Raw genomic sequence first — 21,370 nt, 5'->3', positions numbered from 1 at the left:
CATGGCGCTCGCCCTTACACGAAACCGCAGGAAACGCTTGTCGATGACCTCTTTAATTGATGTCATCTTCCTCTTGCTCCTGTTTTTTATGCTGACCTCCACATTTTCAAAATTCACCGAGATCGAACTGACCGCCGCCACACCCGGCGCCTCAGGTGCCGCAGACCGTGATCGCCTGTTTCTATCCCTTGAAGAAAAGCGTCTTTTGCTCAATGGGCGCGTGGTCCCTCTCGCAGACCTCGCCGCAGCCCTCCCGCAACAGCCGCAAGACACAAAACCGCTTGTTCTGATCAGCCTGTCTGCGGATGCCAGTGCCCAGCGATTGGTGGACATCCTCACCCAATTGCGCCGCCTCAACCTGTCCGCACAGGTGCTTGAATGATCCAGATAAAGCGCAAGAAAAACAGCGGCAAAGAGCCTACCATTGCTCTGATCAACATTGTGTTTCTGATGCTGGTCTTTTTCATGATCGCAGGCACATTGGCCCCGCCTCTTGATCCAGATCTGAAACTGGTCCAGACGGATCAGCTGAACCCGCAAAACCCGCCAGATACATTGGTCATCCACGCCGATGGCAGCCTCTGGCTGCGCAATATCAAACTGACCTCGATTGCCGCATATATGGAGCGCCTCAGCGATGAAGACCGCGACACCGTGCGCATCGTACCCGACCGCGCACTGCCTGCAAAACAGCTCATATCTCATGTCGGGCAAATGCGGCGTGAAGGGGCCAACCACGTTCTTTTGGTGACGGAAAAGGCGCTCAGATGATTGCAAAATCCCGCCTCATGGCAGCGCTCTGCGGGCTTGGTGCGCTGTCTCTTCACGCCGCGCCTACGCTTTATAGCGCGGGTGAGGACACGCCAGATCTGCAAGGCAGCACAGCTGAGATTTCACAAGCCGCCATTGGCAGCACATTTGCGGATATGGTGGCCGGTGAACACGCGCCGGTTTCACCCACACACACCGCACACTCCCAAACGCCACACATTACTCAGCCCGTTGCAGCCCAAACCACGCAAGCCCTCAGACCCGCAACGCAGCAAACGGCCCCAACTGCGCCCCCAGCACAGACCCTCACCGCAAAAACAACCCCCGCGTTGAAACCAATCGTGCAACAGGCGGCGGCGCCAAAACCGGTACAGCCCACCTCCTCGGTTAAACCAAATGCGCAGCCCCCTGCCCGGCCTGTGGCGGCATTAACGCCAATCCCTCAACCCAAGCCGCAGCAAAAGCCAGCGCAGCAACCTCGCACCAAAACACCACCAAAACCACAAGACGCACAGGAAAAACCGCGCCCGGCCAAACCCGCTGGCAATGCGCCCAAAACAGCCCGCAAGGGCACATCAGACGGCACAGTTGCCGCCAAAGGTGCAAACACCAATCTGCATAAATCAACAGGCACCAACGCCGGAAATGCGCCAATCGACAGCTATAAAGGCAAGGTGCTGCGCAAAATTCGCCGCGCCAAAGGCGGGCGTGTCAACGCACGCGGCAAAACCCTTGTATCCCTAACCATTGCACCCAACGGGCAGCTTGCAACCCTGCGCATCGCCCGCAGTTCCGGCTCAAAAAAGCTTGATGCGATCGCCCTACAACGGGTGCGCCGTGCAGCGCCTTTTGCAACTCCTCCGGGAGGCAACAGTCTGAAATTTAGCGTCAACGTTTCCGCAGGTGGCTGAGGCTTCATTGATTTTTTCAAAACTTAAAATACCACAAAATCAACCCTCTACAGGCGCGGATACCGCCAACACGGCACCGATCAATTTTATGTGAGTTTAGAGGCAGTTGTCACCGTGTTTTCAAAAAGTTAGGTAAGCAACGCGACGCTTTAAACAGCGCCATGTCCTTATTCGTCAACTCTTAATTGATCGCATTCCCATCAATCTGTTACCAAGGAAACTCCATGAAAAAGATATTATTCGCCCTAGCATTGCTTATCCCCAATCTCGGCACAGCGCAAAATTTCACCAAAGATTTTGTGGTCGTCGGAAATTGCAATCCACAATCTGTAATAGAATATAGAGATCACCTGAATGCCCTCATTGACGAAGGGAAAATTAAAGAAAAAGAAGCTGAAGCCATCACGGAACGCGAAATTGGGGAATTGAAACGAAGTGACAATGTTGATGACCATTTTTGCGTTATCTTAAAAGCCGTGTATGACGAATTTGGTCTGACGTTTAAATAACCCTCTCCGATACCAAACCAACCTGCTTGCTAAAAACATAGCGCTAGCAGCTGTTCATTTTCGGCAAGCAGGCAGGTTCGATGAAATGTCAAAAGAAATGACAGAATTAGCCTATCTCTGTTCAAATAGATGATCTTAAACAGAATTGGGATAGAAGCACCGCACAAGGCGATGTGCAGCGCGTTGCTCCAAAGGTGGACGCGATCTATTGCACGCAGCCTGCGCTTTTATGCAGCGCGATGCAAAGGGGCAGCCCTTTGGCGGTGCCAGCGGGCTTGGCAGATCCCCCTGTAGCAATATACGCTCTTTGCGACCTCGTCGTACGATATCAGGACGTGGGATCGCGCTTAGCAATGCTTGTGTATAAGGATGCTGAGGCCGTGCAAAAACCTCTGCGGTCGGGCCTTCCTCGACAATCACACCCAGATACATCACGCACACCCGATCTGCGATATGGCGCACAACGCTCAGATCATGGGAAATGAACAGATAGCTCAACCCCAATTCACGCTGCAGCCGCAACAGCAGATTGAGGATCTGACTCTGAATGGAAACATCCAACGCGGAAACTGGTTCATCACAGATGACCAAACGTGGAGAGAGCGCAAGCGCACGGGCGATCACCACCCGCTGTCGTTGCCCGCCAGAGAGAGCCATCGGGCGACGGTCCCGCTGATCCGCATTCAAACCGACCAGCGCCATCAGCTCATCCACGCGCTTGGCCACATGTGCTGCAGACCAGCCATGGATCACAAGCGGTTCGGCAATCGCACGCGCAACCGTCAGACGTGGGTTCAGTGCCGCCACAGGATCCTGAAAAACAACCTGCATTTCTTGCCACAGATCCCGGCGTTCCTGTTTCGACAAAAGACTAAGGTCACGACCATCAAAAAAGATTTTGCCATCTGTGATTGGGGCCAAACCCAAGGCCGCATTGCCCGTGGTCGATTTCCCGCATCCAGACTCACCCACAACAGCGACAGTTTCACCGACCTGAATTGTCAGGCTGACCCCATCAACCGCACGCGTCACCGGCACCGCGTTTCCCCATCCAGCGCCCCGTCCCGGCCAGTGCACTTTAAGATCCTGCAATTCAAGCAATGCGGTCATTTCACATCTCTGACAAAGGGTGGAAACAGGCGGTACGATGGTGATAATCCCCAGTCAGCACAGGTGCGATATCACAGGCGGTGCTTTGGCGATCACAGCGGGTTTTAAACCGGCAGCCTTGTGGCCAGTTCTTTGGGCTTGGCACGTTTCCGAGGATGGCAAACAGTTCTTGCTTTGGAGGATGATCCAGCCGGGGAATGGTGCGCAGCAACATGCTCGTGTAGGGATGGCGCGGGGCGGAAAAAATGGCATCAACTGCGCCTTGCTCGACAACCCGTCCGCCATACATCACACACACCCGGTCTGCCATTTCAGCAACAATCCCCATATCATGAGTGATCATCAAAACGGCTGTGCCATCTTCTTGGGCAAGATCAGCAATCAAATCCAGAATCTGCGCCTGAATGGTCACATCCAGCGCAGTTGTCGGCTCATCCGCAATCAACAGACGCGGTTGCGAAATCAACGCTGCGGCAATCATCACTCGCTGACACATGCCACCAGACAATTCCGCAGGCAGCTGCTCGGCGCGCCGCTTGGGGTCGGGAATACCAACTCGGTCCAGCATGTCAATCGCAGCATCTTTGGCCGCGGAAGCTGACGTGACACCATGCGCAATCAGGCTCTCTGCCACTTGTGCACCAATGGGCATCAAAGGGTTGAGAGAAGACACCGGCTCCTGAAAGATCATGGAAAGATCACGCCCCCGTATCCGAGCCATATCCTGAGCCTCCGCCCCAAGATATGTCGCCCCGTCAAATCGGATTTGGCCACGGGTAATATCCAGCCCTTCGCCCAACAGGCCAATCACTGACAGCGCCGTCAAAGACTTACCCGAACCACTTTCTCCAACCAGCGCAACAATTTCCCCCGCTTGGATATCAAGCGTCACACCATCAACCAAAGGCAGATCGCCAGCCGAAATTGCAAGATCGGTGATCTCCAGAAGGCTCATTTGGCCGCCCCTGCCGCAGCGGCCCAAGGGCTCATCGGATGCGAAGCCGCAGCCGCCAATGCGCTTTTGCTATCTGCCTGAACCAAGGAAGGAATGGCAAATTGCACGGGGTAAACTGTATTATCCGTCAGCTGTACGGCATAGTGTTCGCTGATTGCAGTTGCCACATCTGGTGCAGCCTTGCGATCTACCAGAATAGTTGCCGTGCTTGCATCAATACGGGGGCGATGTAACGCCGCTTCAGGCGTGTCGCCTGCATCGATCAGATACGACAGGATCTGCAAAACCGCCGGGAAAATTTGCCGACCGCCCGCTGCGCCCAAGGCAATTTCAGGCCTACCATTTCGCAGCGCAATCACAGGAGTCATATTGGCCAAAGGCTTTACCCCCGGCGCAATAGAATTTGGCTGGCCGGGGCGGGGATCAAACCACATCATCCCATTGTTCATAACAATCTGACTTTGCGGCAGAACCACTTTCGACCCGAAACGTGACAAAAGCGTATTGGTCAGGGACACCATATTGCCTGCCTTATCAATCACGGACAGATGGCTGGTACAATCCTCACTGGCAGCGGCATGGCCAAGATGTTTCAACCGGTATTCATATGCACCACGGCAGGCCTGCGCGTAGGCTGCGGCCCTTTCTGCATCAGGTAAGGCGCGAATGTCGTGTTCTGACAACGCGCGCATAGCCCGCAACAGGCTTGGCCCACCAGACAGCCCCGGAATTACGCAAATCTCGCGATCTCGATAAGTGTCTTGGCTGGGTTTCAGCCATGTAACTTTATAATCGCGAAAATCCTTTGCCGAAAGGCAAGAGCCCGCCGCAGAAAGATCATCCAGGATCAGCTGGGCCGTTTCACCTTCATAAAAATCACGCGCACCGGCCTGCGCCAAACGCCGCAAAATGGCCGCCTTCTTGGGCATGGGAAGCCGCTTTGAAGCCGCGGTTTGGGGGTGCGCTTGCTGCGTGGCAGGGTCCAAAAACAGCGCAGTCGCAGCCGCGTTTTGTAAAAGGTTCGGGCGATCCACAGCAAAGGCAAGATCTGCAAACCAATCAACCGTCATGCCGCGTTCGGCAATTTCAATCGCGGGGGCTAAAACCTCTTCCCATGACAGCGTGCCAAAGCGCTCCAGCGCAGCAGCAAGCCCCGCAACCGCTCCCGGCGTGCAAATAGAACTTCCCCCAATCAGATTGCGGTTTCCCTCCACAGCAGGCCAGTCAAACCAATCGCCATCGGTCCCCCCCGCCAAAGGATAATTAGCTGGATCAAGGGCTTGCGGCGAAACCAAATTGAAATCCAGCGCATCCACTGCGCCATCAGCCGCCGCATGGAGCAAAAACCCGCCGCCCCCAATACCCGACAGCCAAGGCTCCACAACAGAAAGAACAAGGGCCGCCGCCACCGCAGCATCCATCGCATTGCCGCCTTCGGACAATATCTGTGCCCCAACCTCTGCCGCCTCATAATGCTGCGCCGCGACCAGCCCATTTGCTCCGGTCACTTGTGGTTTGTGTAAAGACCAGGTTGATGCATCCATCTGGTTCGCGTTTTGATCAATCATCTCAGAAATTCCTGGTCATTCTGTGCAAGGCCTCGCGTCATTTTATGATGCACCGCCAGATCACCGCAGGTCGCACACCAAAATGCATCATTTTCCACAATGGGTCGCCACAAAGCCTCTAACATCTCAAGACGTGCAGGACGGGTACAGATCCAGTCATGAACCGTCATCATAAAAAGCGTATGATGACGCAACGCCGCCGCTGCCTCGCTTTGCCACTGTGCGCCCACCTCCAGATGAGAGCGTGGAGGCGCTTCTCCACCACCTAAAAACTTAAAATAAATCGCATCATCAATATCCCATCTAACGGGGATTTCAGTTATGTTTTGAACCGTATAGGGAACATCGTCCCCCATCAGTGAGGAATCCCACAGGTTCAACCGGTCAAGCTCCGCCAACATATGTGGCGTCATCTCCCAGGCCGGTGATCTGAACCCCACTGGACGCTCGCCAGTTTGCGCCACAAACAGGTCAATCGACCGCTCCAGCGCCTCGGTAAACTGCTGATCTGAAATGTCATTGACCAGCTCATGCATATATCCATGCAACGCGACTTCATGGCCACGCACCACAAGCCCCGGCAAAAGATCAGGATGCGTCTCGGCAACGATGCCAGGAACAAAAAAACTGGCTTTCAGATCCAACCGGTCAAGCAGATCTACAAGCCGCGCCATCCCGCGGCGCATGCCATAAGACCGATGTTCTGGTACCGCAATGGTATCGGGCCGCCCCGCACGCGTGGCCCACAGATAGGGCGCATCCGCATCCACATCGATACTGAAACAGGCCGCAGCCCGTTTGCCCTTGGGCCATGGATATTCCGGCAAAGACCAATTCATAGCGGCGATTTCTTATCTTGATAGACGTCAAGACTGCCCGCCGAATTGCCCCCATCCACCGAAAGCGTGGCGCCTGTCACATTGCGCGCCGCATCAGACGCCAGATAAAGGGCCGCATTGCCGACATCCTCAGCCGTTGTTTCGGCCCCCAGCGGAATGGCTGCCATAACCCGATCCACATGTTCCTGTGGCAATTCTGAAACCGCGCTGCCAGCGGCAAATCCAGGCTCCAGCGCGTTGACGCGAATGCCAAACTCCGCAAGTTCCAGCGCAAAACCCTTGGTCAGGCGGTCCAGCGCAGTTTTAGACATGCAATAGGTCACCATGGTGCGCCGCATTTTGCGCGCGGCCCCGGATGAGATGTTGATCACATTACCACGCACCTCATTCTGGATCATCTGAAGCGCAAAGCCACGCGTCAACACAAAGGGCGCACGCAGGTTCACCGACATGATGCGATCCCAGTCCGACACCTCCATATCCAGCATAAAAGCCGATGGATAAAGCGCTGCATTGTTAATGACCACATCTGGCGCGCCCCATTCCCTGGCCACCTCTGACAGCAGATGATCAAGCCCCTTATCCTGTGTCAGATCCGCCGACACAGAAAATCCCGACAGGCCTGCAGCATCAACATCCGTCCGGCACAGCATGGCACCCCGCGCTTCAAACTGATCCGCCAACGCCCGCCCCATAATGCCCGCCGCGCCCGTCACAACAACGCATTTGCCTTTGAAAGCCTCTTCAAAGTTCATATGTCAGCGTCCTTTTCCAATAGTATCACTCAACCGGTCACCGATCAGATTGGCCGATAAAACCAGTAAAAACAGCGCAAGCCCCGGAAATGTGGCGATCCACCACGCCGTGGCAACGTAATTGCGCCCCGTTGACAGCATCGCGCCCCAGCTTGCCGTGGGCGGCTGCACGCCCAGCCCCAGAAACGACAGGCCCGCTTCAAACAGCACCATCAGTCCAAATTCCAGTGTCGCAACCACCAAAACAGGACCAATGATATTTGGCAGGATATGCACCCAAAGCACCCGCGGTACAGACCCGCCCATGGCCTGCGACAAGGCTACAAACGGACGTTTGGCCACTGACAGGGTCTGACCATAGGCCACCCGCGCGTATCGGGGCCACCGGGTGAGGGTCAGCACAATGATCACATTGAAAAAACCCGGCCCAAGGACCGCAACCGTGATAATCGCCAACAGGATCGCAGGGATCGATAGAAAGATATCGACCAAGCGCATCAAGACGGTCTCCCACCATCCACGCAGATATCCCGCCAGCATGCCAACCGTGACCCCTACAATGCCGGACAACAGCACCGATAAAACCGCAACTGAAATCGAGATCCGCGCGCCATAAATCAGACGGCTGAAAATATCACGCCCCAGTTCATCCGTACCCAGCCAGTATGTCACACCCCGGCTTTCAAAGCCGGGTACTTTCAGGCGCCCCAACAGGTTTTGTCGATCAGGATCAAGCGGCGCCAGAACCGGTGCAAGGATCGCAGCGCACATCAGCGCCGCCAACAAAACAGCAGGCCACCATGCCAACGCATTGCGCAACGAGAGGTGAGGCAAAACAGGTCTCAAGAAGACGACCCCAATCTGACGCGGGGATCGATGATGGAATACAGAATATCCGCCAGCAGATTGGCAAAAATCGTGACCAAAGCCCCCAATAGAACCACCGCCTGAACAACCGCAAAATCCCGCGCCGCAACCGATTGTACAGTCAGTTGCCCGAGCCCCGGCCAGGCAAAAACCGTCTCGACGATCACCGCGCCCGCCAAGAGTTGCGAGATTTCTAGCGCCGTGATCGAGATCACCGGAATAGCCGAATTGCGCAGCAGGTGTTTGCTCACAAGCCGGGGCATTTTCACGCCGCGCGCCCGCGCAGAGCGGATATAATCACGCCCCAGCTCATCCACCACAGCAGATCGTGTGATCCGCGCATAAGTCGCCAAAGACAGCAACCCCAGCGCAATGGATGGCATTATCAAATGCGCAAAACTGCCGGTACCAGAGGGGGGCAGCCATTTCAGCCAGACCCCAAAGACCATGATCATCATGATCCCGCTCCAAAAGGTCGGCATCGATTGGCAGGCCAGCACAAACCCCATTATCCAGCGCGAAAGCCACCTGCCACGCATCAGCGCCATCACCCCGCCCAAAGGCAGGCCAATGGCAAAGGCCACAAACAGCGCACCTGCAGCCAGCTGCAGGGTTTGCGGAATACGGCTCGCCAGAATTTCGGAAACAGGCGCGTTCTGGACAAAGGATTTCCCCAGATCAAAGCGCAGCATATCGCCAAGAAAGGCAAAATACTGCTCGATCAACGGACGATCAAAGCCAAGCGTTCTCCGCATGGCTTCAAAGTCCTCCTGCGTGGCGGTTTCAGGCAGCAACAAAGCCGTCGGATCACCGGTCAGACGCTGGATAAAGAACACCAGCGTCAACACCCCAAAGGCTGTGATGAGCGCCTGAAAAAGCCGGTTCAGGAGGAAGATTAGCATCACTCAGACCAGGCCATCCGATTCAGGAACATGCTTTCATTTGCTGTCGGCGCAAAGGTCAGATCAGAAGACGCCCCATAAAGCACCGCTGCCTGATACATCGGCAAGACATAGTAATTGTCACGCACGATCTTATGCGCCTCGGCATAAGCTGCTTGGCGACTTTCCGGATCAAGCGACACCCGCGCTGTGTCCAACAAGACATCCAGCTTTTCATCGCTCACCCGGCTCCAGGCACTGTCAGAGTGCAGCAAAGGATAGGTGATGCCATCGGCATCCTGACAGGCACAGGACCAGCGGCCAAAGCTCAGCTCTGCGTTTTCCTCTGGCGCTGAACGCACAATATTCAGATAGGTCGGCATATCCGTCACGCTGATTGAGATATTGAACCCAACATCGTTCAACATCTGCTGCAATGCTTGCACGATCCGCTGATCAAACACCGGCGCGGTTGCAAAAGTTGCAGGTGTTGCCGCCAGATCCGCCTTGGCCGATACGATCTCTTTTGCGCCTTCAGGATCAAAGATCCAAGGATCAATCTTTTCCTCATAGCCAAAATGCGCAGGCGAGGCCAATTGCGCCATCGGGATTTCACCTGCACCCAGCAACCCTTCGGTGATGCCAAAATTGTCAATCGCCATGCTGGCCGCTTTGCGCAATTCAACATCGTTAAATGGGGGTTTGTCGAGATTGAGACCCAGATAAGCCACGCGTTCAGTCGGTGCAGACAGCACCTGAACACTGCCCTGCCCCGCCAATTGCGCCGCCCCGTCACTGTCGAGACCAACCACCAGATCAGCTGTGCCCGCCTGCAGGTTCGCCAATCGGGTTGCGGCATCCGGCACCGCACGGAACGTCGCACTGTCAAACGGACCTGCGGCACCCCAATAAGCATCATTTTGCACAAGGCTCACAGAAATTCCGCGATCCCAAGCCTCAAATTTATAGGGGCCAGATCCAACAGGGGCAGCATTAAACGCCTCATTTCCAACCGCCTCGACCACATGTTTTGGCACGATTGACAATTTGACCAGCTGCGCCATCAACGCAGGATAAGGCCCATCTGTTGTCAGCTTTACAGTGACATCATCCAAGGCTTCTGCGCCCGAAATCTGGTTGAATTGCCCCAACTGAGGCGAGCCAAATTCAGGGTTCGTGATACGCTGTACCGAAAACACCACATCTTCGGCCGTTAGCTTTTCACCATCGTGAAAAACAACATCATCGCGCAGGGAGAAAACGGTTTCCGTGTCGCTGATCCGCTCCCAACTGACAGCGATTTGTGGCACAATTTCACCCGCATTGTCGCGCGTCAGAAGATTGTCAAAGATATTGCGATAGACATAGTAGCTGTCCGGATTCCACTGCAATTGCGGATCAAGCGAGGACGGTTCTCCAGACAGATCCACCGTCAGATCCTTGGCAAACACTGGTGCAGACAGGGCCACCGCTGCGACACTGGCCAATAAAACATTGAATTTCATAGTCATGAGGGTCTCCTGTTGGGGGCAGCGTTTTCTTGTGGGCCACGCGCCGCCAACCCGCTGCCTGGCAGCAACGGCGCATCGTTCTTTAAAAGCTGATGGAGGAAATAGCGCTCTTGCGCCGCTATCAGGGCCAATCGGGCACTTTCTATGCCAGCCCTATCACCCGCCAAGACCGCATGGATAAGGTCAAACACGTCATCGCGGCGAAACAGCGTGCCACTGCCCCCTTCAAGGTAATGCGTAATACGCGCCGAATGGTGCCACAATTTGCGCAAATGGCGCGCCGTCAGCGGGTTCATAGCGCCCAGCAAAAGTCCATCAATACGGTCCACATGATGGCGAATAGAGCCAAGCGCAGTCTGATCCCCTCCCCGCATCAAAGCCGTCAAAATGATCTCAATCTGCGCAATCTCCGCCCGCGCACTCTCTGAAAGCAGCACATGTGCCAATCCCGGTTCTACGATACGGCGTGCCTCTAAAACGTCACCAATCAATTGACCGGTCACAGGCAGGATTTCCCACCCCATACGGGCCTTAGAGGTCGCCCATCCATCAAACCCCAACCGGGTCAATCCGGATCGTGCCGCCGCGCGCGAAAGACCAAAACGCTCCATGATATCAGCCTCAGTGACAATCTCACCGGGGCGCAATTCACACCAGATGGTCGCGGCAAGCATTCGATCCTCAGCAAAGCGCGACTTGGCATCAGGACTTGGCAAACCACCTTCGGCAAGGCCGGAACGGAGCATAGGGGAACTTGGATCATACATGAAATTTTAGATTGACCTTTCTGACATGTCAGACATGGTTATCTAACATATTCATTCTGACAAGAGAAAATTCACGGACGCACCCGATGGCCATAAAACTGTCTATATTTGGAGCATTAGGACTGCTGGGGCAGCATCTGATTGATCAGTTGCTGCCCGATCCAGACTTTGAAATCATAAGCCTGCACGATCATCGACACAGAGAATCACACACAGATTTGCCGTGGTTCGCGGGGCCTGAAGCGCGTCAGTTCGCACTAAAAACGCCTATTTTTTCACCAAGTGATGCTGCGAAGGGCGATCTCATTTTATCTTTTTTGCCTGATGAAGGTGCCGAAGACATCGAAAAGCAGCACTTGCAGAACGGCGCGCGCGTGATCTCTCACTGCGAATATGCGCGTTTTCAAGGAGCGCTGTTGATGCCAGATGTGCGCAGTACTGTATCAAACGAAGAAACCTTGTGGTCCACCCCAAACTGCACAACCGCCATGTGTGCCTTGCCCCTTGCTCTGATCCATAAGGAATTTGGTGTAGAAGCGGTCCACGCGACAACCCTGCAAGCCATCAGCGGAACAGATCTGCCAGGCATGCCCGCCTATCTGGCACACGATCACGTTATTTCACCTTTAGAGGGAGAAGCGCGCGCGCTGGAACGCGAACTGGCTCTGTTGTTTGATAAGGCATTTCCGGTCTCCTGCGCCGCAACCCGCGTACCGGTCTGGCGCAGTCATACGATATCATTGATGATCAAACTGGGCACCGCTTCCGTACACGCCGAAGATCTGGCGCGCATACTTAGCCATGATCCCAAAATCCTTGTCGCCTCCAAAGCACCCTTGCTGCCGCCTTGGCAAATCGAATGTGTCCGGGATGATCTGATGTGCACCATCGACGCCATTCAACCTATGCCTGACGGATGGTTTAAAATGTCACTGCGTGGCGACAATCTTGGTCAGGCAACCACGGGCCTCATGGCGTCTCTGGCAAAAACCCTCGGGAAAGGCCAGCAAGGGCAGATCCCTAATTCCCCCCATGCCCCTCAATAGACAAAAGGATATTCATCGGCCCCCAACCACCAACACCCGAATACAGCTGCCGTGCCAAATCCACGAGAAAACTTGGCATCAATCCAAGAGTCCTTTTGAGATTTGTTCATAAAATAAGCCAGTTAGGCAGAAAAATCTCCAAAATCGTGTAAACGATGGCAGATCCGCTCTAATAACGTGTAATCTAACCATACCCCCGCACAAAAGGGGGAATCTGGGAGACCAAATATGAGAAAAACACTAGCAGCCACCGCTGTGGCCCTGCTGTCCGTCCAAGCCGCAAGCGCGGAAACCTTCCGCTGGGCAGGCACCACAGATCCACAAACCATGGACCCGCACGCAGTAAATTCGGCACCGGTTCTTGGCTTTTTGAACAATGTTTACGAAGGCCTGATGCGCCGCAATCAGCAGATGCAGATTGAACCTGCATTGGCCACCGGCTGGGAGCCCATTGGCACCGAAGGCTGGCGCTTCCATCTGCGCAAAGATGTAAAATTCCACGATGGCTCTGATTTCACAGCCGAAGATGTGGTTTTCTCGTATGAGCGCGCAACGCGCCCTGAATCAGACGTCTCCAGCTGGTTTGCTTCCGTTTCCGGAATCAAAGCCGTGGATGATTATACCGTCGAATTCTACACCGCTGCTCCCAATCCGATTTTCCCCGATACGATCACCAACTTCATGATCATGGACAAGGGCTGGACCGAAGCAAACAGCTCAGCCGTGCCTGCAAAAGACGCGGAAAATTTTGCCACCCGCAACACCAACGGCACCGGCGCCTTTAAAGTTGTGGAACGTCAACCCGACCTGAAAACCGTTGTTGAACCTTTTGGCGGCTGGTGGGATGAAGCCACCCACAATATCACAAGCGCCGAATACACGCCGATCCAAAACCCCGCCACCGCAGTTGCAGCCCTGCTTTCTGGCGAAGTTGACATGATCAACCCCGTGCCAACGCAAGACGTCGCGCGCCTGTCAAACAGCCCTGATGTTAAAGTTCTTGAAGACATCGAAGCCCGCGTGATCATGTTTGGCTTTGCCAATCAGGCAGACACACTGAAATATTCCGCAGATGCTGGCAAACCCAACCCGTTTAAAGATGCCCGCGTGCGTCAGGCTGTAAACCACGCCATCAATGTGGATGCGATCGTGCAAACCATCATGCGTGGATCTGCGCAGCCCGTGTCGCAATTGGTCAGCCCCGCCATGCGCGGCTATTCCGAAAGCCTCGCGGAACGCCCGGCCTATGATCTGGACAAGGCCCGTGCCCTGCTGGCCGAAGCAGGCTATGCGGATGGCTTCAGCTTTGGCATGAAATGCCCAAACAACCGTTACATCAACGATGAAGCGGTCTGTCAGGCCGCTGTCGGCATGCTCGCGCAAATCGGGCTGGATGTTGAACTGGAAACCATGCCAGTCAGCAACTACTGGCCAGAACTGCGTGCCCAGAACTTTGATATGTATATGCTCGGCTGGTCACCCGGTTCTTTTGACGCAGAACACCCCATTCGCTTCCTTGTGACCACGCCAAACCCAGAGAAGAAACTGGGCAGCTGGAACTTTGGTGCGTTTTCAAACGACCGCGTGGACGAATTACTGCCGCAGATCCAGTCTGAAATTGACGATGACAAACGTCAGGCGCTGTTGGATGAAAGCACCAAGATCCTGCAGGATGAAGCAGGCTATGTGCCTATGTATGTGCAGGCGCTTCTTTGGGGCGCGCGCAGCAATGTGGATCTGACCCAGCGGGCTGACAACTTCTTTATGCTGCGTTGGGTCACCGTAAACTGATCTGACCAAAACCAAATCGCGTTTCGCCAGCTGATGCCATGGCGGAACGCTTACCGTTTTCTGGATACCACATGTTTTCTTTCCTCATTCGCCGCGTCTTGCAGGCTGGGCTTGTCTTGCTGATCGTGGGCTTTGTCGCCTTTTCGATGTTCAACTTCGTCGGCGACCCGATCGACAATATGCTCGGCACCGAACGCACACAGGCTGATATTGATCGCCTGCGCACCCAGCTTGGCCTCGATCAGCCCTTTGTTGTGCAATATTGGAAATTCCTGGCCAACGCGGTTGAGGGCAATCTGGGCGTCAGCTACCGTCAAGGCCGTCCCGTGGCCGAAATCATCGCCGAACGCGCCCCTGCAACGCTGGAACTGGCCACGGTCTCTGCCCTCTTCGCAGTCGGAGTGGGCGTCTTGCTTGGGATTTATACCGCCATCCGCCGCGATGGTCTGGTCTCTCATATTATCATGTCCGTCAGCCTGATCGGCGTCTCCCTACCAACCTTCCTGATCGGCATCCTGCTGATTTACCTGTTCTCGGTCGAACTGGACTGGTTGCCCAGCTTTGGCCGCGGCGAAGTGACGGATCTGGGCGGCTGGACCACCGGTTTTCTGACCACAAGCGGTTTAAAAGCCCTGATCCTGCCCGGTATTACGCTTGGCCTCTTCCAGATGACACTGATCATGCGCTTGGTGCGCTCTGAAATGCTCGAAGTGCTGCGCCAAGACTATATCCGCTTTGCCCGCGCACGTGGGCTGTCTGAAAAAGCAATCAACTTTCGCCACGCGCTCAAAAATACGCTGGTGCCTGTGATCACCGTCACCGGCCTGCAGCTGGGCAGTATCATCGCCTTTGCCATCATCACCGAAACCGTCTTTCAATGGCCGGGCGTGGGCCTGTTATTCATCAACGCGGTGCAATTTGTCGATATTCCCGTGATGGCCGCCTACCTGATGCTGATTTCCGTGATGTTTGTCGCGATCAACCTGATCGTTGACATCCTTTATGTAGCAATTGATCCAAGGCTACGGTCATGAGCGAACTTCAAAACACCCTCTCCTTTGGCAATCGCCTGAAACGTACCTGGAACAGTGATCTGTGCTGGCGGTTCCGTCACAGCCCCGTTGCCATCATCTCATTTGCGGTGACGCTGCTTTTGGTGCTTTCGGCGGTCTTTGCCCCGATTGTAGCGCCCTATAATCCCTTTGATCCGGGCAGCCTGAACCTGATGAACGGGTTTACGCCGCCCTCCACCCCCAATGCCTTTACCGGCGATCAATTCCTGCTGGGAACCGATGATCAGGGCCGCGATATTCTGTCCACCATCCTTTACGGGATGCGGATTTCCCTATTTGTCGGCTTTGCCGCTGTCTCTCTTGGCATGTTCATCGGTGTAACGCTTGGCCTGATTGCCGGGTATTTCGGCGGCATTATTGATGCAATCATCATGCGGATTGCCGATATTCAGCTGACCTTCCCCTCCATTCTGGTTGCCCTTCTCATCTTTGGTGTCGCCAAAGGCTTCACACCCGTTGAATATCGCGACGAGGTCGCGCTTTGGGTGCTGATCATCGCCATTGGCCTCTCGGACTGGGTGCAATTTGCCCGCGTTGTGCGCGGTGCAACCTTGGTTGAGAAAAACAAAGAATACGTCCAAGCCGCCCGCCTGATCGGACGCAGTTCGGGATCAATCATCTTTGGCCATATCCTGCGCAATGTCATGTCACCGGTTCTGGTCATCGCCACAATCTCACTCGCACTGGCCATCATCGCTGAGGCCACACTGTCCTTCCTCGGCGTCGGCGTGCCGCCCACCCAGCCCTCGCTGGGCACGCTTATTCGCATTGGGCAGGGGTTCTTGTTCTCAGGCGAATGGTGGATCCTTTTGTTTCCTGCAGTGACGCTACTGTCGCTTGCATTGGCCGTGAATTTAATGGGGGATTGGCTGCGTGATGCGCTCAATCCAAAGCTAAAATGACCTTACTTGACATCCAAAACCTCACGGTCGAATACCCCTCACGCCATGGGGTGTTCAAAGCCGTCTCCGGCGCCAGCCTCACGGTTGAACCGGGTGAAATCCACGGGCTGGTGGGCGAGTCTGGGGCTGGAAAATCCACCATCGGCGCCGCCATCATGGGGCTGTTAGAGCGCCCCGGCCATATCGCAGGGGGCACCATTGCGTTCAAATCCGACCTCATCAGCGGGTTGGATGCGGTGGCCATGCAGGACTTGCGCGGCAAAAAGATCTCAATGATCTTTCAGGATCCGCTCACTTCGCTCAACCCGCTGCTGACCGTTGGGGAACAGCTGATGGAAACCATCAGCCTGCACCTTGGCCTATCCCAAAACGCCGCCCAACAGCGCGCAACCGCGCTGTTAGAACGGGTTGGCATTCCCGACCCCGCCCTGCGCCTGCGCCAGTATCCGCATCAATACTCCGGCGGCATGCGCCAGCGGGTGGTGATTGCGCTCGCGCTCTGTTCAGAACCAGATGTGATCATCGCAGATGAACCCACAACCGCACTGGATGTGGCAGTACAGGCGCAAATCCTTGATCTGATCAAAGATCTTGCCCGCGAACGTCAGGTGGGCGTCATCCTTGTGACCCATGATATGGGCGTGATCGCAGATACCACAGACCGCGTGACCGTGATGTATCGCGGCGAAGTCGTTGAAAGCGGCACAACCGCGCAGGTCATGGGCGCGCCAAACCACGCTTACACAAAATCCCTGATTGCTGCAGTGCCCCGCCCGCAAGTCAAACTGAAACGATTTTCCCAGATCAGCTATGGCGGACGTGAGACACGCTTTGCCATCGAAGACATCGCGCGCAACTGGACACGGGTGGAAACACAGGCAGACACCCCATTGCTGAGCGTGCGAAACCTTGAAAAGCGGTTTCCGATCGCCAAAAGCATCTTCCCCGGTCACAGCACCTATCTGACGGCGGTGGATGATGTCTCATTTGATATCATGCCGGGCGAGGTCTTTGGCGTTGTTGGTGAAAGCGGATCTGGCAAATCTACCGTCGCGCGCCTCATCAGCGGGCTTTATCCTCTGGACAAAGGCACGGTGGAATTTGCAGGCCAGATTGTCAGCGATCCGCGCGATAAGGCCGCCGTGATGCAATTTCGCCGGGACATCCAGATGATCTTTCAGGATCCTTATTCCTCGCTCAATCCGCGCATGCGCGTTCTGGACATAATCGCCGAACCCATCCGCCATCATAAAATCCTAAGCGGCAGCGCGCTCACAAAACGCGTGCATGAACTCTTGGAACAGGTGGGCCTTGGCGCAGCCGCGGCCGCCAAATTCCCGCATGAATTCTCCGGCGGGCAAAGGCAGCGGATTTCAATTGCACGCGCCCTTGCGACCCAGCCGCGTTTTTTGATCTGTGACGAGCCAACATCGGCGCTGGATGTCTCCATTCAAGCGCAGATCCTAAACATTCTCAAAGACCTGCAAGACCATCTGGGCCTGACCATGTTGTTCATCAGCCATGATCTGCCCGTGGTGCGCCAGATGTGTGATCGGGTCGCTGTCATGCAAAAAGGGCGCCTGCTGGAGCTACAGGACACTGAAACGCTGTTTGCCGCCCCGCAAACCGATTACACAAAAGAGCTGCTCACCCTCATGCCACATCTTGAGGGCCTCTCGGACGAAGGACTGGACATCTGATGATCACCTTTTACGGCTACAACACCATCAATTCGCTCAAGGTTATGATGTTCTTGATGGAAACGGATTTGCCGCATGACTTTGTACCCATCAATATCCGTGGCGGCGATCAGCACACGCCCGATTTTCGCGCGGTGAATCCTGCTGGCAAAATCCCGGTGATTGTCCAAGACGGTAAAGCGCTGACAGAATCCAACGCTATCCTGATGCATCTGGCCCGCAAAACAGGCTGGGGCCTGCCAGAAGGCGTAGAAGACCAATTGCTATCACTCTTGTTTTATCAAGCCTCCACCCAAGGCCCCTATTTTGGACAGGTCGAATACTGGTCCGGCCTCGCCCCCAAACCAAACCCGGACGCTTTGGCTCAATATAAGGGCATCGCAAACCGGGTGATTACGGTGCTTGATGAACAGCTCGCCAATCAGGATTATCTCTGTGGCGACGGCTATAGCATTGCAGACATTTCATTTTTCCCGTGGCTCGATCACCACGAAGAACTTAATCTATCGCTGGCAGAGGCACCTCATGTCCAAGCCTGGCTGGCCCGCGTAAAAGCGCGCCCCGCGACCCAAAAAGCCTGCAAATTGCTTGAAGCTTACCATCTGGCTCCGCCTAAAAAGCCCGATTGAACAGTATGGCCGCACGCAGGCAAGCCGCTCAATACCCTCACCGACACGGCAGTTTGAACCCACCATGGCGACAGCCCTTGGTGGGTTTTTTGCAGCCTTCCTTTGTTTATGGTCATCAGTTTTATCGATATCCAATATCCAGCTCATCTAATTTCTCACGTTCCAAAGACAGTCTAAAATCCGGGCAAATCAATACATCGGAGTAGAACATGACTCATCTTTCCCGCCGCACGTTCATGTGCACCAGCCTCGCAGGCATGGCCGCCGCGATCGCAACCCCCGGCTTTGCTGCAGGCAGCCTAGATTTCGGCAAAGGCACATTGATCGCCCTCTCAGACGGAACATTGACCGTCCCAAACCAAATGTGGACCGGAGCAAGTGAGGCTGAACAAGCAGATCTGGGCGCGGCGGTTGTCATCGGTGCAAATGTGTTTCTGGTGCGCCAAGAGGGTCGCCTTATCCTGATCGATGGCGGTGCCGGGGACGGTGCCTTTGTCACCCAGCGTTTTGACGATCTCGGACGCTTGCCCGCTGCTCTGGCTGATGCCGGGATCAAGCCATCCGACATCACAGATATTGTTATCACACATATGCATATCGATCACTCAGGCGGTTTGATCTCTAACGGTAAGCCCGCGTTTGAAAATGCAACCATTCATATGGATCAGGCAGAATGGGGTTTCTGGACGCGCGAGGGTTTTGCGGATCAGGCGCCAGAAGCGCTGCGCCCAATGGTGATCGAAATTCAGGCCATTGCGAACATCATCAAAGATCAGGTCGAAACCCATGATGGGACAAAAGATTTTGGCAACGGCTTGCGCGCGATCCAAACCTATGGCCACACCCCCGGCCACAACAGCTTTGAACTGGATCTGGGTGACGAAAAACTGTTGATCATGGGTGATATCGTCGTGTCCGACCACATTCATTTCCAAAACCCAGACGTCGGTTGGGCTCTGGACGGCATTCCAGATGCAGCGATTGCAACCCGGCGCACAATTCTGGGCCGCGCCGCAGACGAGGGGCTTGTGATTGCAGGCAGCCACCTGACCGCACCCGGCCTTGGCCGCGTCACACGCAACGGCGATGCATTTGAATTTAAGGCGCTCTAAAAGTGTAAAGCGCGTCGGGTGTCCCCGGCGCGCTTTTACTTAGAATGACAGAATCATCTGAATGCGATGATCCAGATCGCGTTTCAGCTCTTCTGCAGTCCACCCGGCACGCCCGCGAAACATATAGCCCTGTCGGATATCATATAAGAGAGCCGCGCGCTGCAGCGATGGAAAATCCGGTGGCAAAGTTCCTTTTTGCTTTTCGCGCTCAAACCGCTGCGCAAGCCGCTGATCCGTGTCATCAATTGCTTTGCGAACACGTTCATCAACCCCGTCGACCTGCCCGATATTGGTCGAAACAGATGAAGCTAAAAAGCACCCCTTAGCCCCATAACCACTATCTGTTGCGTATTGGATCACCTCTTCCAAAAAACCCCGCACAGCTTTTTGAATGTCTTCTTCCGCTTCAAAATCAACAACTGGCTTGCAGCCATCAACATCTGCGTATTGGTCTATCGTCTTGAGAAAAAGCTCTCTTTTATCACCAAAGGCCGCATACATGCTGGGGCCTGTGATCCCCATCGCCTTGGTCAAATCTCGCAGCGATGCACCATCATAGCCCTTCGCCCAGAACACGGACATCGCGCTCAGCAAAGCTTCGTCATAATCGAATTTCCTGGGTCGCCCCATTTTTTTTGTATCGCTCAATATAAAACCCTTGACGTACTGCGCTCAGCCTCAATATAAATATCAATCGATACATAAATCAAGGGTTCGCTCACATGACTCATAAACTCGCCGCTGGAAAAGCCTTCCCAGCGATCACTCTCCCTTTGCTTGGTGGTGGCCAAGCTGATCTCGCCACCCCAGCGCTGGGGCACGATTGGAAACTAATCGTTGTCTATCGCGGCAAACATTGCCCACTTTGTACCAGCTATCTCAAACAGCTTGAACAGCTTCGTGAAGGATATTCCAAAATTGGTATCGATATCATTGCTGTTTCCACCGACAGTGAGACCCGCGCCACAGAACAGATCAGTGAAGTCAATCCAAGCTACCCTGTTGGCTATGGTCTGACCCTCGATCAAGCCCGCATGCTTGGCCTTTACATTTCGGGTGTTCGCAACGGAATGAATGTGGAAGCCCCCTTTGCAGAACCTGGTTTCTTCATCGTCAACGAAGACGGAAACCTGCAGCTGGTCGATACCTCAAACGTGCCTTTTGCACGCCCTGATCTGCAATCGGTTCTGAACGGTCTGACCTGGCTGCGCAGTCAAACAACCAAATTTCCCGTCAACGGTAGCCACGAATAAAGGAACATCGCCATGACAGTAGAAGCTATTCGCAACACAATGGACGCCCTGATCCAAGCCGGATCAAACTTTGATATCGACGCACTGGATCGGCTGTATCACACCGATATGCAGATCCAGATGATCGATATGGAAGGCAACCTGAACAAAGCTGACAAACAAGGCTTTATGGCCATGTTTAAAGGCATGGCTGAAAGCGCCACAGGCCCGATGAACACATGGGCTCAATTCAACGACATTACTGCAGATGGCAATAATGGCCATGTGCTGATCACCCGTAAGAACGAACTGGGCGGCAGCCCTTCTTTGCTAGTGCTCAGCATTGATCTCGCCTTTGAAGACAACCGCTGGCAAGTGATACGTGAAGTGATCTTCATTCGTCCCGACACCGGTGACTACCCCGGCGAAGAAAACTAACCC

23 protein-coding genes are annotated in these 21,370 nt (G+C 54.6%); 13 read left to right on the top strand and 10 right to left on the bottom strand.

Annotated features, from left to right (window positions below):
- The first annotated feature begins 1 nt into the window (after position 1).
- The 4 genes from BLP79_RS07840 to BLP79_RS07825 all read left to right on the top strand — a co-directional run bounded on the left by BLP79_RS07840 (position 2) and on the right by BLP79_RS07825 (position 2,191).
- Entirely contained in the window at positions 2 to 382 is a 381-nt protein-coding gene (locus BLP79_RS07840) for an ExbD/TolR family protein (RefSeq protein WP_170830465.1), read from the top strand.
- Entirely contained in the window at positions 379 to 771 is a 393-nt protein-coding gene (locus tag BLP79_RS07835) for an ExbD/TolR family protein (RefSeq protein ID WP_090217888.1), read from the top strand. The genes BLP79_RS07840 and BLP79_RS07835 overlap by 4 nt, the downstream gene beginning before the upstream one ends.
- A complete protein-coding gene (locus tag BLP79_RS07830) occupies positions 768 to 1,682 on the top strand; it encodes a TonB family protein (RefSeq protein ID WP_090217886.1) in 915 nt (304 codons plus the stop codon). Before BLP79_RS07835 ends, BLP79_RS07830 begins: the two co-directional genes overlap by 4 nt.
- A gap of 224 nt (positions 1,683 to 1,906) precedes the next feature.
- On the top strand, positions 1,907 to 2,191 hold the full coding sequence (locus tag BLP79_RS07825; RefSeq protein WP_090217885.1) for a hypothetical protein: 285 nt from the start codon (positions 1,907 to 1,909) through the stop codon (positions 2,189 to 2,191).
- A 135-nt stretch (positions 2,192 to 2,326) separates the two neighbouring features.
- Here the strand turns inward: BLP79_RS07825 and BLP79_RS07820 are convergent, their stop codons facing one another.
- From BLP79_RS07820 to BLP79_RS07780, 9 genes are read right to left on the bottom strand one after another with little or no spacing between them, the layout of a single operon-like run.
- Positions 2,327 to 3,301 carry an ABC transporter ATP-binding protein gene (locus tag BLP79_RS07820; protein WP_090217883.1) on the bottom strand — a complete coding sequence of 325 codons (975 nt, stop codon included), beginning with the start codon at positions 3,299 to 3,301 and terminating at the stop codon, positions 2,327 to 2,329.
- Position 3,302: 1 nt separating this feature from the next.
- Positions 3,303 to 4,256: an ABC transporter ATP-binding protein gene (locus BLP79_RS07815; RefSeq protein ID WP_090217882.1), complete on the bottom strand. Its 954-nt coding sequence runs from the start codon at positions 4,254 to 4,256 to the stop codon at positions 3,303 to 3,305.
- Complete coding sequence (locus tag BLP79_RS07810) at positions 4,253 to 5,824, bottom strand: gamma-glutamyltransferase (protein ID WP_198511983.1); 1,572 nt, start codon at positions 5,822 to 5,824, stop codon at positions 4,253 to 4,255. Before BLP79_RS07810 ends, BLP79_RS07815 begins: the two co-directional genes overlap by 4 nt.
- A complete protein-coding gene (locus tag BLP79_RS07805) occupies positions 5,821 to 6,663 on the bottom strand; it encodes a polysaccharide deacetylase family protein (RefSeq protein WP_090217880.1) in 843 nt (280 codons plus the stop codon). Before BLP79_RS07805 ends, BLP79_RS07810 begins: the two co-directional genes overlap by 4 nt.
- Entirely contained in the window at positions 6,660 to 7,418 is a 759-nt protein-coding gene (locus tag BLP79_RS07800) for an SDR family NAD(P)-dependent oxidoreductase (protein WP_090217878.1), read from the bottom strand. The genes BLP79_RS07805 and BLP79_RS07800 overlap by 4 nt, the downstream gene beginning before the upstream one ends.
- Before the next feature lie 3 nt (positions 7,419 to 7,421).
- A complete protein-coding gene (locus tag BLP79_RS07795; RefSeq protein ID WP_232716399.1) occupies positions 7,422 to 8,264 on the bottom strand; it encodes an ABC transporter permease in 843 nt (280 codons plus the stop codon).
- Positions 8,261 to 9,187, bottom strand: coding sequence for an ABC transporter permease (locus tag BLP79_RS07790; RefSeq protein WP_090217877.1), 927 nt, complete (start codon positions 9,185 to 9,187; stop codon positions 8,261 to 8,263). Before BLP79_RS07790 ends, BLP79_RS07795 begins: the two co-directional genes overlap by 4 nt.
- Positions 9,187 to 10,677, bottom strand: a complete 1,491-nt coding sequence (locus tag BLP79_RS07785; RefSeq protein WP_090217875.1) for an ABC transporter substrate-binding protein — start codon at positions 10,675 to 10,677, stop codon at positions 9,187 to 9,189. Before BLP79_RS07785 ends, BLP79_RS07790 begins: the two co-directional genes overlap by 1 nt.
- On the bottom strand, positions 10,674 to 11,423 hold the full coding sequence (locus BLP79_RS07780) for a GntR family transcriptional regulator (RefSeq protein ID WP_157843970.1): 750 nt from the start codon (positions 11,421 to 11,423) through the stop codon (positions 10,674 to 10,676). Before BLP79_RS07780 ends, BLP79_RS07785 begins: the two co-directional genes overlap by 4 nt.
- Positions 11,424 to 11,530: 107 nt before the next feature.
- On the opposite strand from BLP79_RS07780, the gene BLP79_RS07775 reads away from it, so the two are divergent.
- The 7 genes from BLP79_RS07775 (at position 11,531) to BLP79_RS07745 (ending at position 19,697) form a co-directional block, all read left to right on the top strand.
- A complete protein-coding gene (locus BLP79_RS07775) occupies positions 11,531 to 12,490 on the top strand; it encodes an aspartate-semialdehyde dehydrogenase (protein ID WP_090217872.1) in 960 nt (319 codons plus the stop codon).
- A 228-nt stretch (positions 12,491 to 12,718) separates the two neighbouring features.
- The gene (locus BLP79_RS07770) at positions 12,719 to 14,281 is read left to right on the top strand and encodes an ABC transporter substrate-binding protein (protein WP_090217870.1); all 1,563 of its coding nucleotides are present in this window, start codon (positions 12,719 to 12,721) and stop codon (positions 14,279 to 14,281) included.
- A gap of 71 nt (positions 14,282 to 14,352) precedes the next feature.
- Positions 14,353 to 15,315 (top strand): ABC transporter permease, encoded by a 963-nt coding sequence (locus BLP79_RS07765; protein WP_090217869.1) that lies wholly within the window; start codon positions 14,353 to 14,355, stop codon positions 15,313 to 15,315.
- Positions 15,312 to 16,256, top strand: a complete 945-nt coding sequence (locus BLP79_RS07760) for an ABC transporter permease (RefSeq protein ID WP_090217868.1) — start codon at positions 15,312 to 15,314, stop codon at positions 16,254 to 16,256. The genes BLP79_RS07765 and BLP79_RS07760 overlap by 4 nt, the downstream gene beginning before the upstream one ends.
- Positions 16,253 to 17,956: a dipeptide ABC transporter ATP-binding protein gene (locus BLP79_RS07755; RefSeq protein ID WP_090217866.1), complete on the top strand. Its 1,704-nt coding sequence runs from the start codon at positions 16,253 to 16,255 to the stop codon at positions 17,954 to 17,956. The genes BLP79_RS07760 and BLP79_RS07755 overlap by 4 nt, the downstream gene beginning before the upstream one ends.
- A complete protein-coding gene (locus BLP79_RS07750; protein WP_090217865.1) occupies positions 17,956 to 18,585 on the top strand; it encodes a glutathione S-transferase family protein in 630 nt (209 codons plus the stop codon). Before BLP79_RS07755 ends, BLP79_RS07750 begins: the two co-directional genes overlap by 1 nt.
- A 209-nt stretch (positions 18,586 to 18,794) precedes the next feature.
- Entirely contained in the window at positions 18,795 to 19,697 is a 903-nt protein-coding gene (locus BLP79_RS07745; RefSeq protein ID WP_090217863.1) for an MBL fold metallo-hydrolase, read from the top strand.
- Between the two features lie 39 nt (positions 19,698 to 19,736).
- Here the strand turns inward: BLP79_RS07745 and BLP79_RS07740 are convergent, their stop codons facing one another.
- Positions 19,737 to 20,345, bottom strand: coding sequence for a TetR/AcrR family transcriptional regulator (locus BLP79_RS07740; protein ID WP_198511982.1), 609 nt, complete (start codon positions 20,343 to 20,345; stop codon positions 19,737 to 19,739).
- Between the two features lie 74 nt (positions 20,346 to 20,419).
- Between BLP79_RS07740 and BLP79_RS07735 the strand changes: the two genes are divergently transcribed.
- Complete coding sequence (locus tag BLP79_RS07735; RefSeq protein WP_090217861.1) at positions 20,420 to 20,950, top strand: redoxin family protein; 531 nt, start codon at positions 20,420 to 20,422, stop codon at positions 20,948 to 20,950.
- Between the two features lie 12 nt (positions 20,951 to 20,962).
- A complete protein-coding gene (locus tag BLP79_RS07730) occupies positions 20,963 to 21,367 on the top strand; it encodes a hypothetical protein (protein WP_090217860.1) in 405 nt (134 codons plus the stop codon).
- Positions 21,368 to 21,370 lie beyond the last annotated feature (3 nt).

The organism is Epibacterium ulvae (genome assembly GCF_900102795.1).
GTDB lineage: Bacteria > Pseudomonadota > Alphaproteobacteria > Rhodobacterales > Rhodobacteraceae > Epibacterium > Epibacterium ulvae.
Note: the sequence above shows the minus strand (reverse complement) of the source record. Positions and strands in the feature narration are given on the sequence as shown.

Excerpts from the sequence above, each read along its gene's own strand:
- BLP79_RS07840 (WP_170830465.1), top strand. The coding sequence starts at position 2 with ATGGCGCTCGCCCTTACACGAAACCGCAGGAAACGCTTGTCGATGACC.
- BLP79_RS07835 (WP_090217888.1), top strand. The coding sequence starts at position 379 with ATGATCCAGATAAAGCGCAAGAAAAACAGCGGCAAAGAGCCTACCATT.
- BLP79_RS07830 (WP_090217886.1), top strand. The coding sequence starts at position 768 with ATGATTGCAAAATCCCGCCTCATGGCAGCGCTCTGCGGGCTTGGTGCG.
- BLP79_RS07825 (WP_090217885.1), top strand. The coding sequence starts at position 1,907 with ATGAAAAAGATATTATTCGCCCTAGCATTGCTTATCCCCAATCTCGGC.
- BLP79_RS07820 (WP_090217883.1), bottom strand. The coding sequence starts at position 3,301 with ATGACCGCATTGCTTGAATTGCAGGATCTTAAAGTGCACTGGCCGGGA.
- BLP79_RS07815 (WP_090217882.1), bottom strand. The coding sequence starts at position 4,256 with ATGAGCCTTCTGGAGATCACCGATCTTGCAATTTCGGCTGGCGATCTG.
- BLP79_RS07810 (WP_198511983.1), bottom strand. The coding sequence starts at position 5,824 with ATGATTGATCAAAACGCGAACCAGATGGATGCATCAACCTGGTCTTTA.
- BLP79_RS07805 (WP_090217880.1), bottom strand. The coding sequence starts at position 6,663 with ATGAATTGGTCTTTGCCGGAATATCCATGGCCCAAGGGCAAACGGGCT.
- BLP79_RS07800 (WP_090217878.1), bottom strand. The coding sequence starts at position 7,418 with ATGAACTTTGAAGAGGCTTTCAAAGGCAAATGCGTTGTTGTGACGGGC.
- BLP79_RS07790 (WP_090217877.1), bottom strand. The coding sequence starts at position 9,187 with ATGCTAATCTTCCTCCTGAACCGGCTTTTTCAGGCGCTCATCACAGCC.
- BLP79_RS07785 (WP_090217875.1), bottom strand. The coding sequence starts at position 10,677 with ATGACTATGAAATTCAATGTTTTATTGGCCAGTGTCGCAGCGGTGGCC.
- BLP79_RS07780 (WP_157843970.1), bottom strand. The coding sequence starts at position 11,423 with ATGCTCCGTTCCGGCCTTGCCGAAGGTGGTTTGCCAAGTCCTGATGCC.
- BLP79_RS07775 (WP_090217872.1), top strand. The coding sequence starts at position 11,531 with ATGGCCATAAAACTGTCTATATTTGGAGCATTAGGACTGCTGGGGCAG.
- BLP79_RS07770 (WP_090217870.1), top strand. The coding sequence starts at position 12,719 with ATGAGAAAAACACTAGCAGCCACCGCTGTGGCCCTGCTGTCCGTCCAA.
- BLP79_RS07765 (WP_090217869.1), top strand. The coding sequence starts at position 14,353 with ATGTTTTCTTTCCTCATTCGCCGCGTCTTGCAGGCTGGGCTTGTCTTG.
- BLP79_RS07760 (WP_090217868.1), top strand. The coding sequence starts at position 15,312 with ATGAGCGAACTTCAAAACACCCTCTCCTTTGGCAATCGCCTGAAACGT.
- BLP79_RS07755 (WP_090217866.1), top strand. The coding sequence starts at position 16,253 with ATGACCTTACTTGACATCCAAAACCTCACGGTCGAATACCCCTCACGC.
- BLP79_RS07750 (WP_090217865.1), top strand. The coding sequence starts at position 17,956 with ATGATCACCTTTTACGGCTACAACACCATCAATTCGCTCAAGGTTATG.
- BLP79_RS07745 (WP_090217863.1), top strand. The coding sequence starts at position 18,795 with ATGACTCATCTTTCCCGCCGCACGTTCATGTGCACCAGCCTCGCAGGC.
- BLP79_RS07735 (WP_090217861.1), top strand. The coding sequence starts at position 20,420 with ATGACTCATAAACTCGCCGCTGGAAAAGCCTTCCCAGCGATCACTCTC.
- BLP79_RS07730 (WP_090217860.1), top strand. The coding sequence starts at position 20,963 with ATGACAGTAGAAGCTATTCGCAACACAATGGACGCCCTGATCCAAGCC.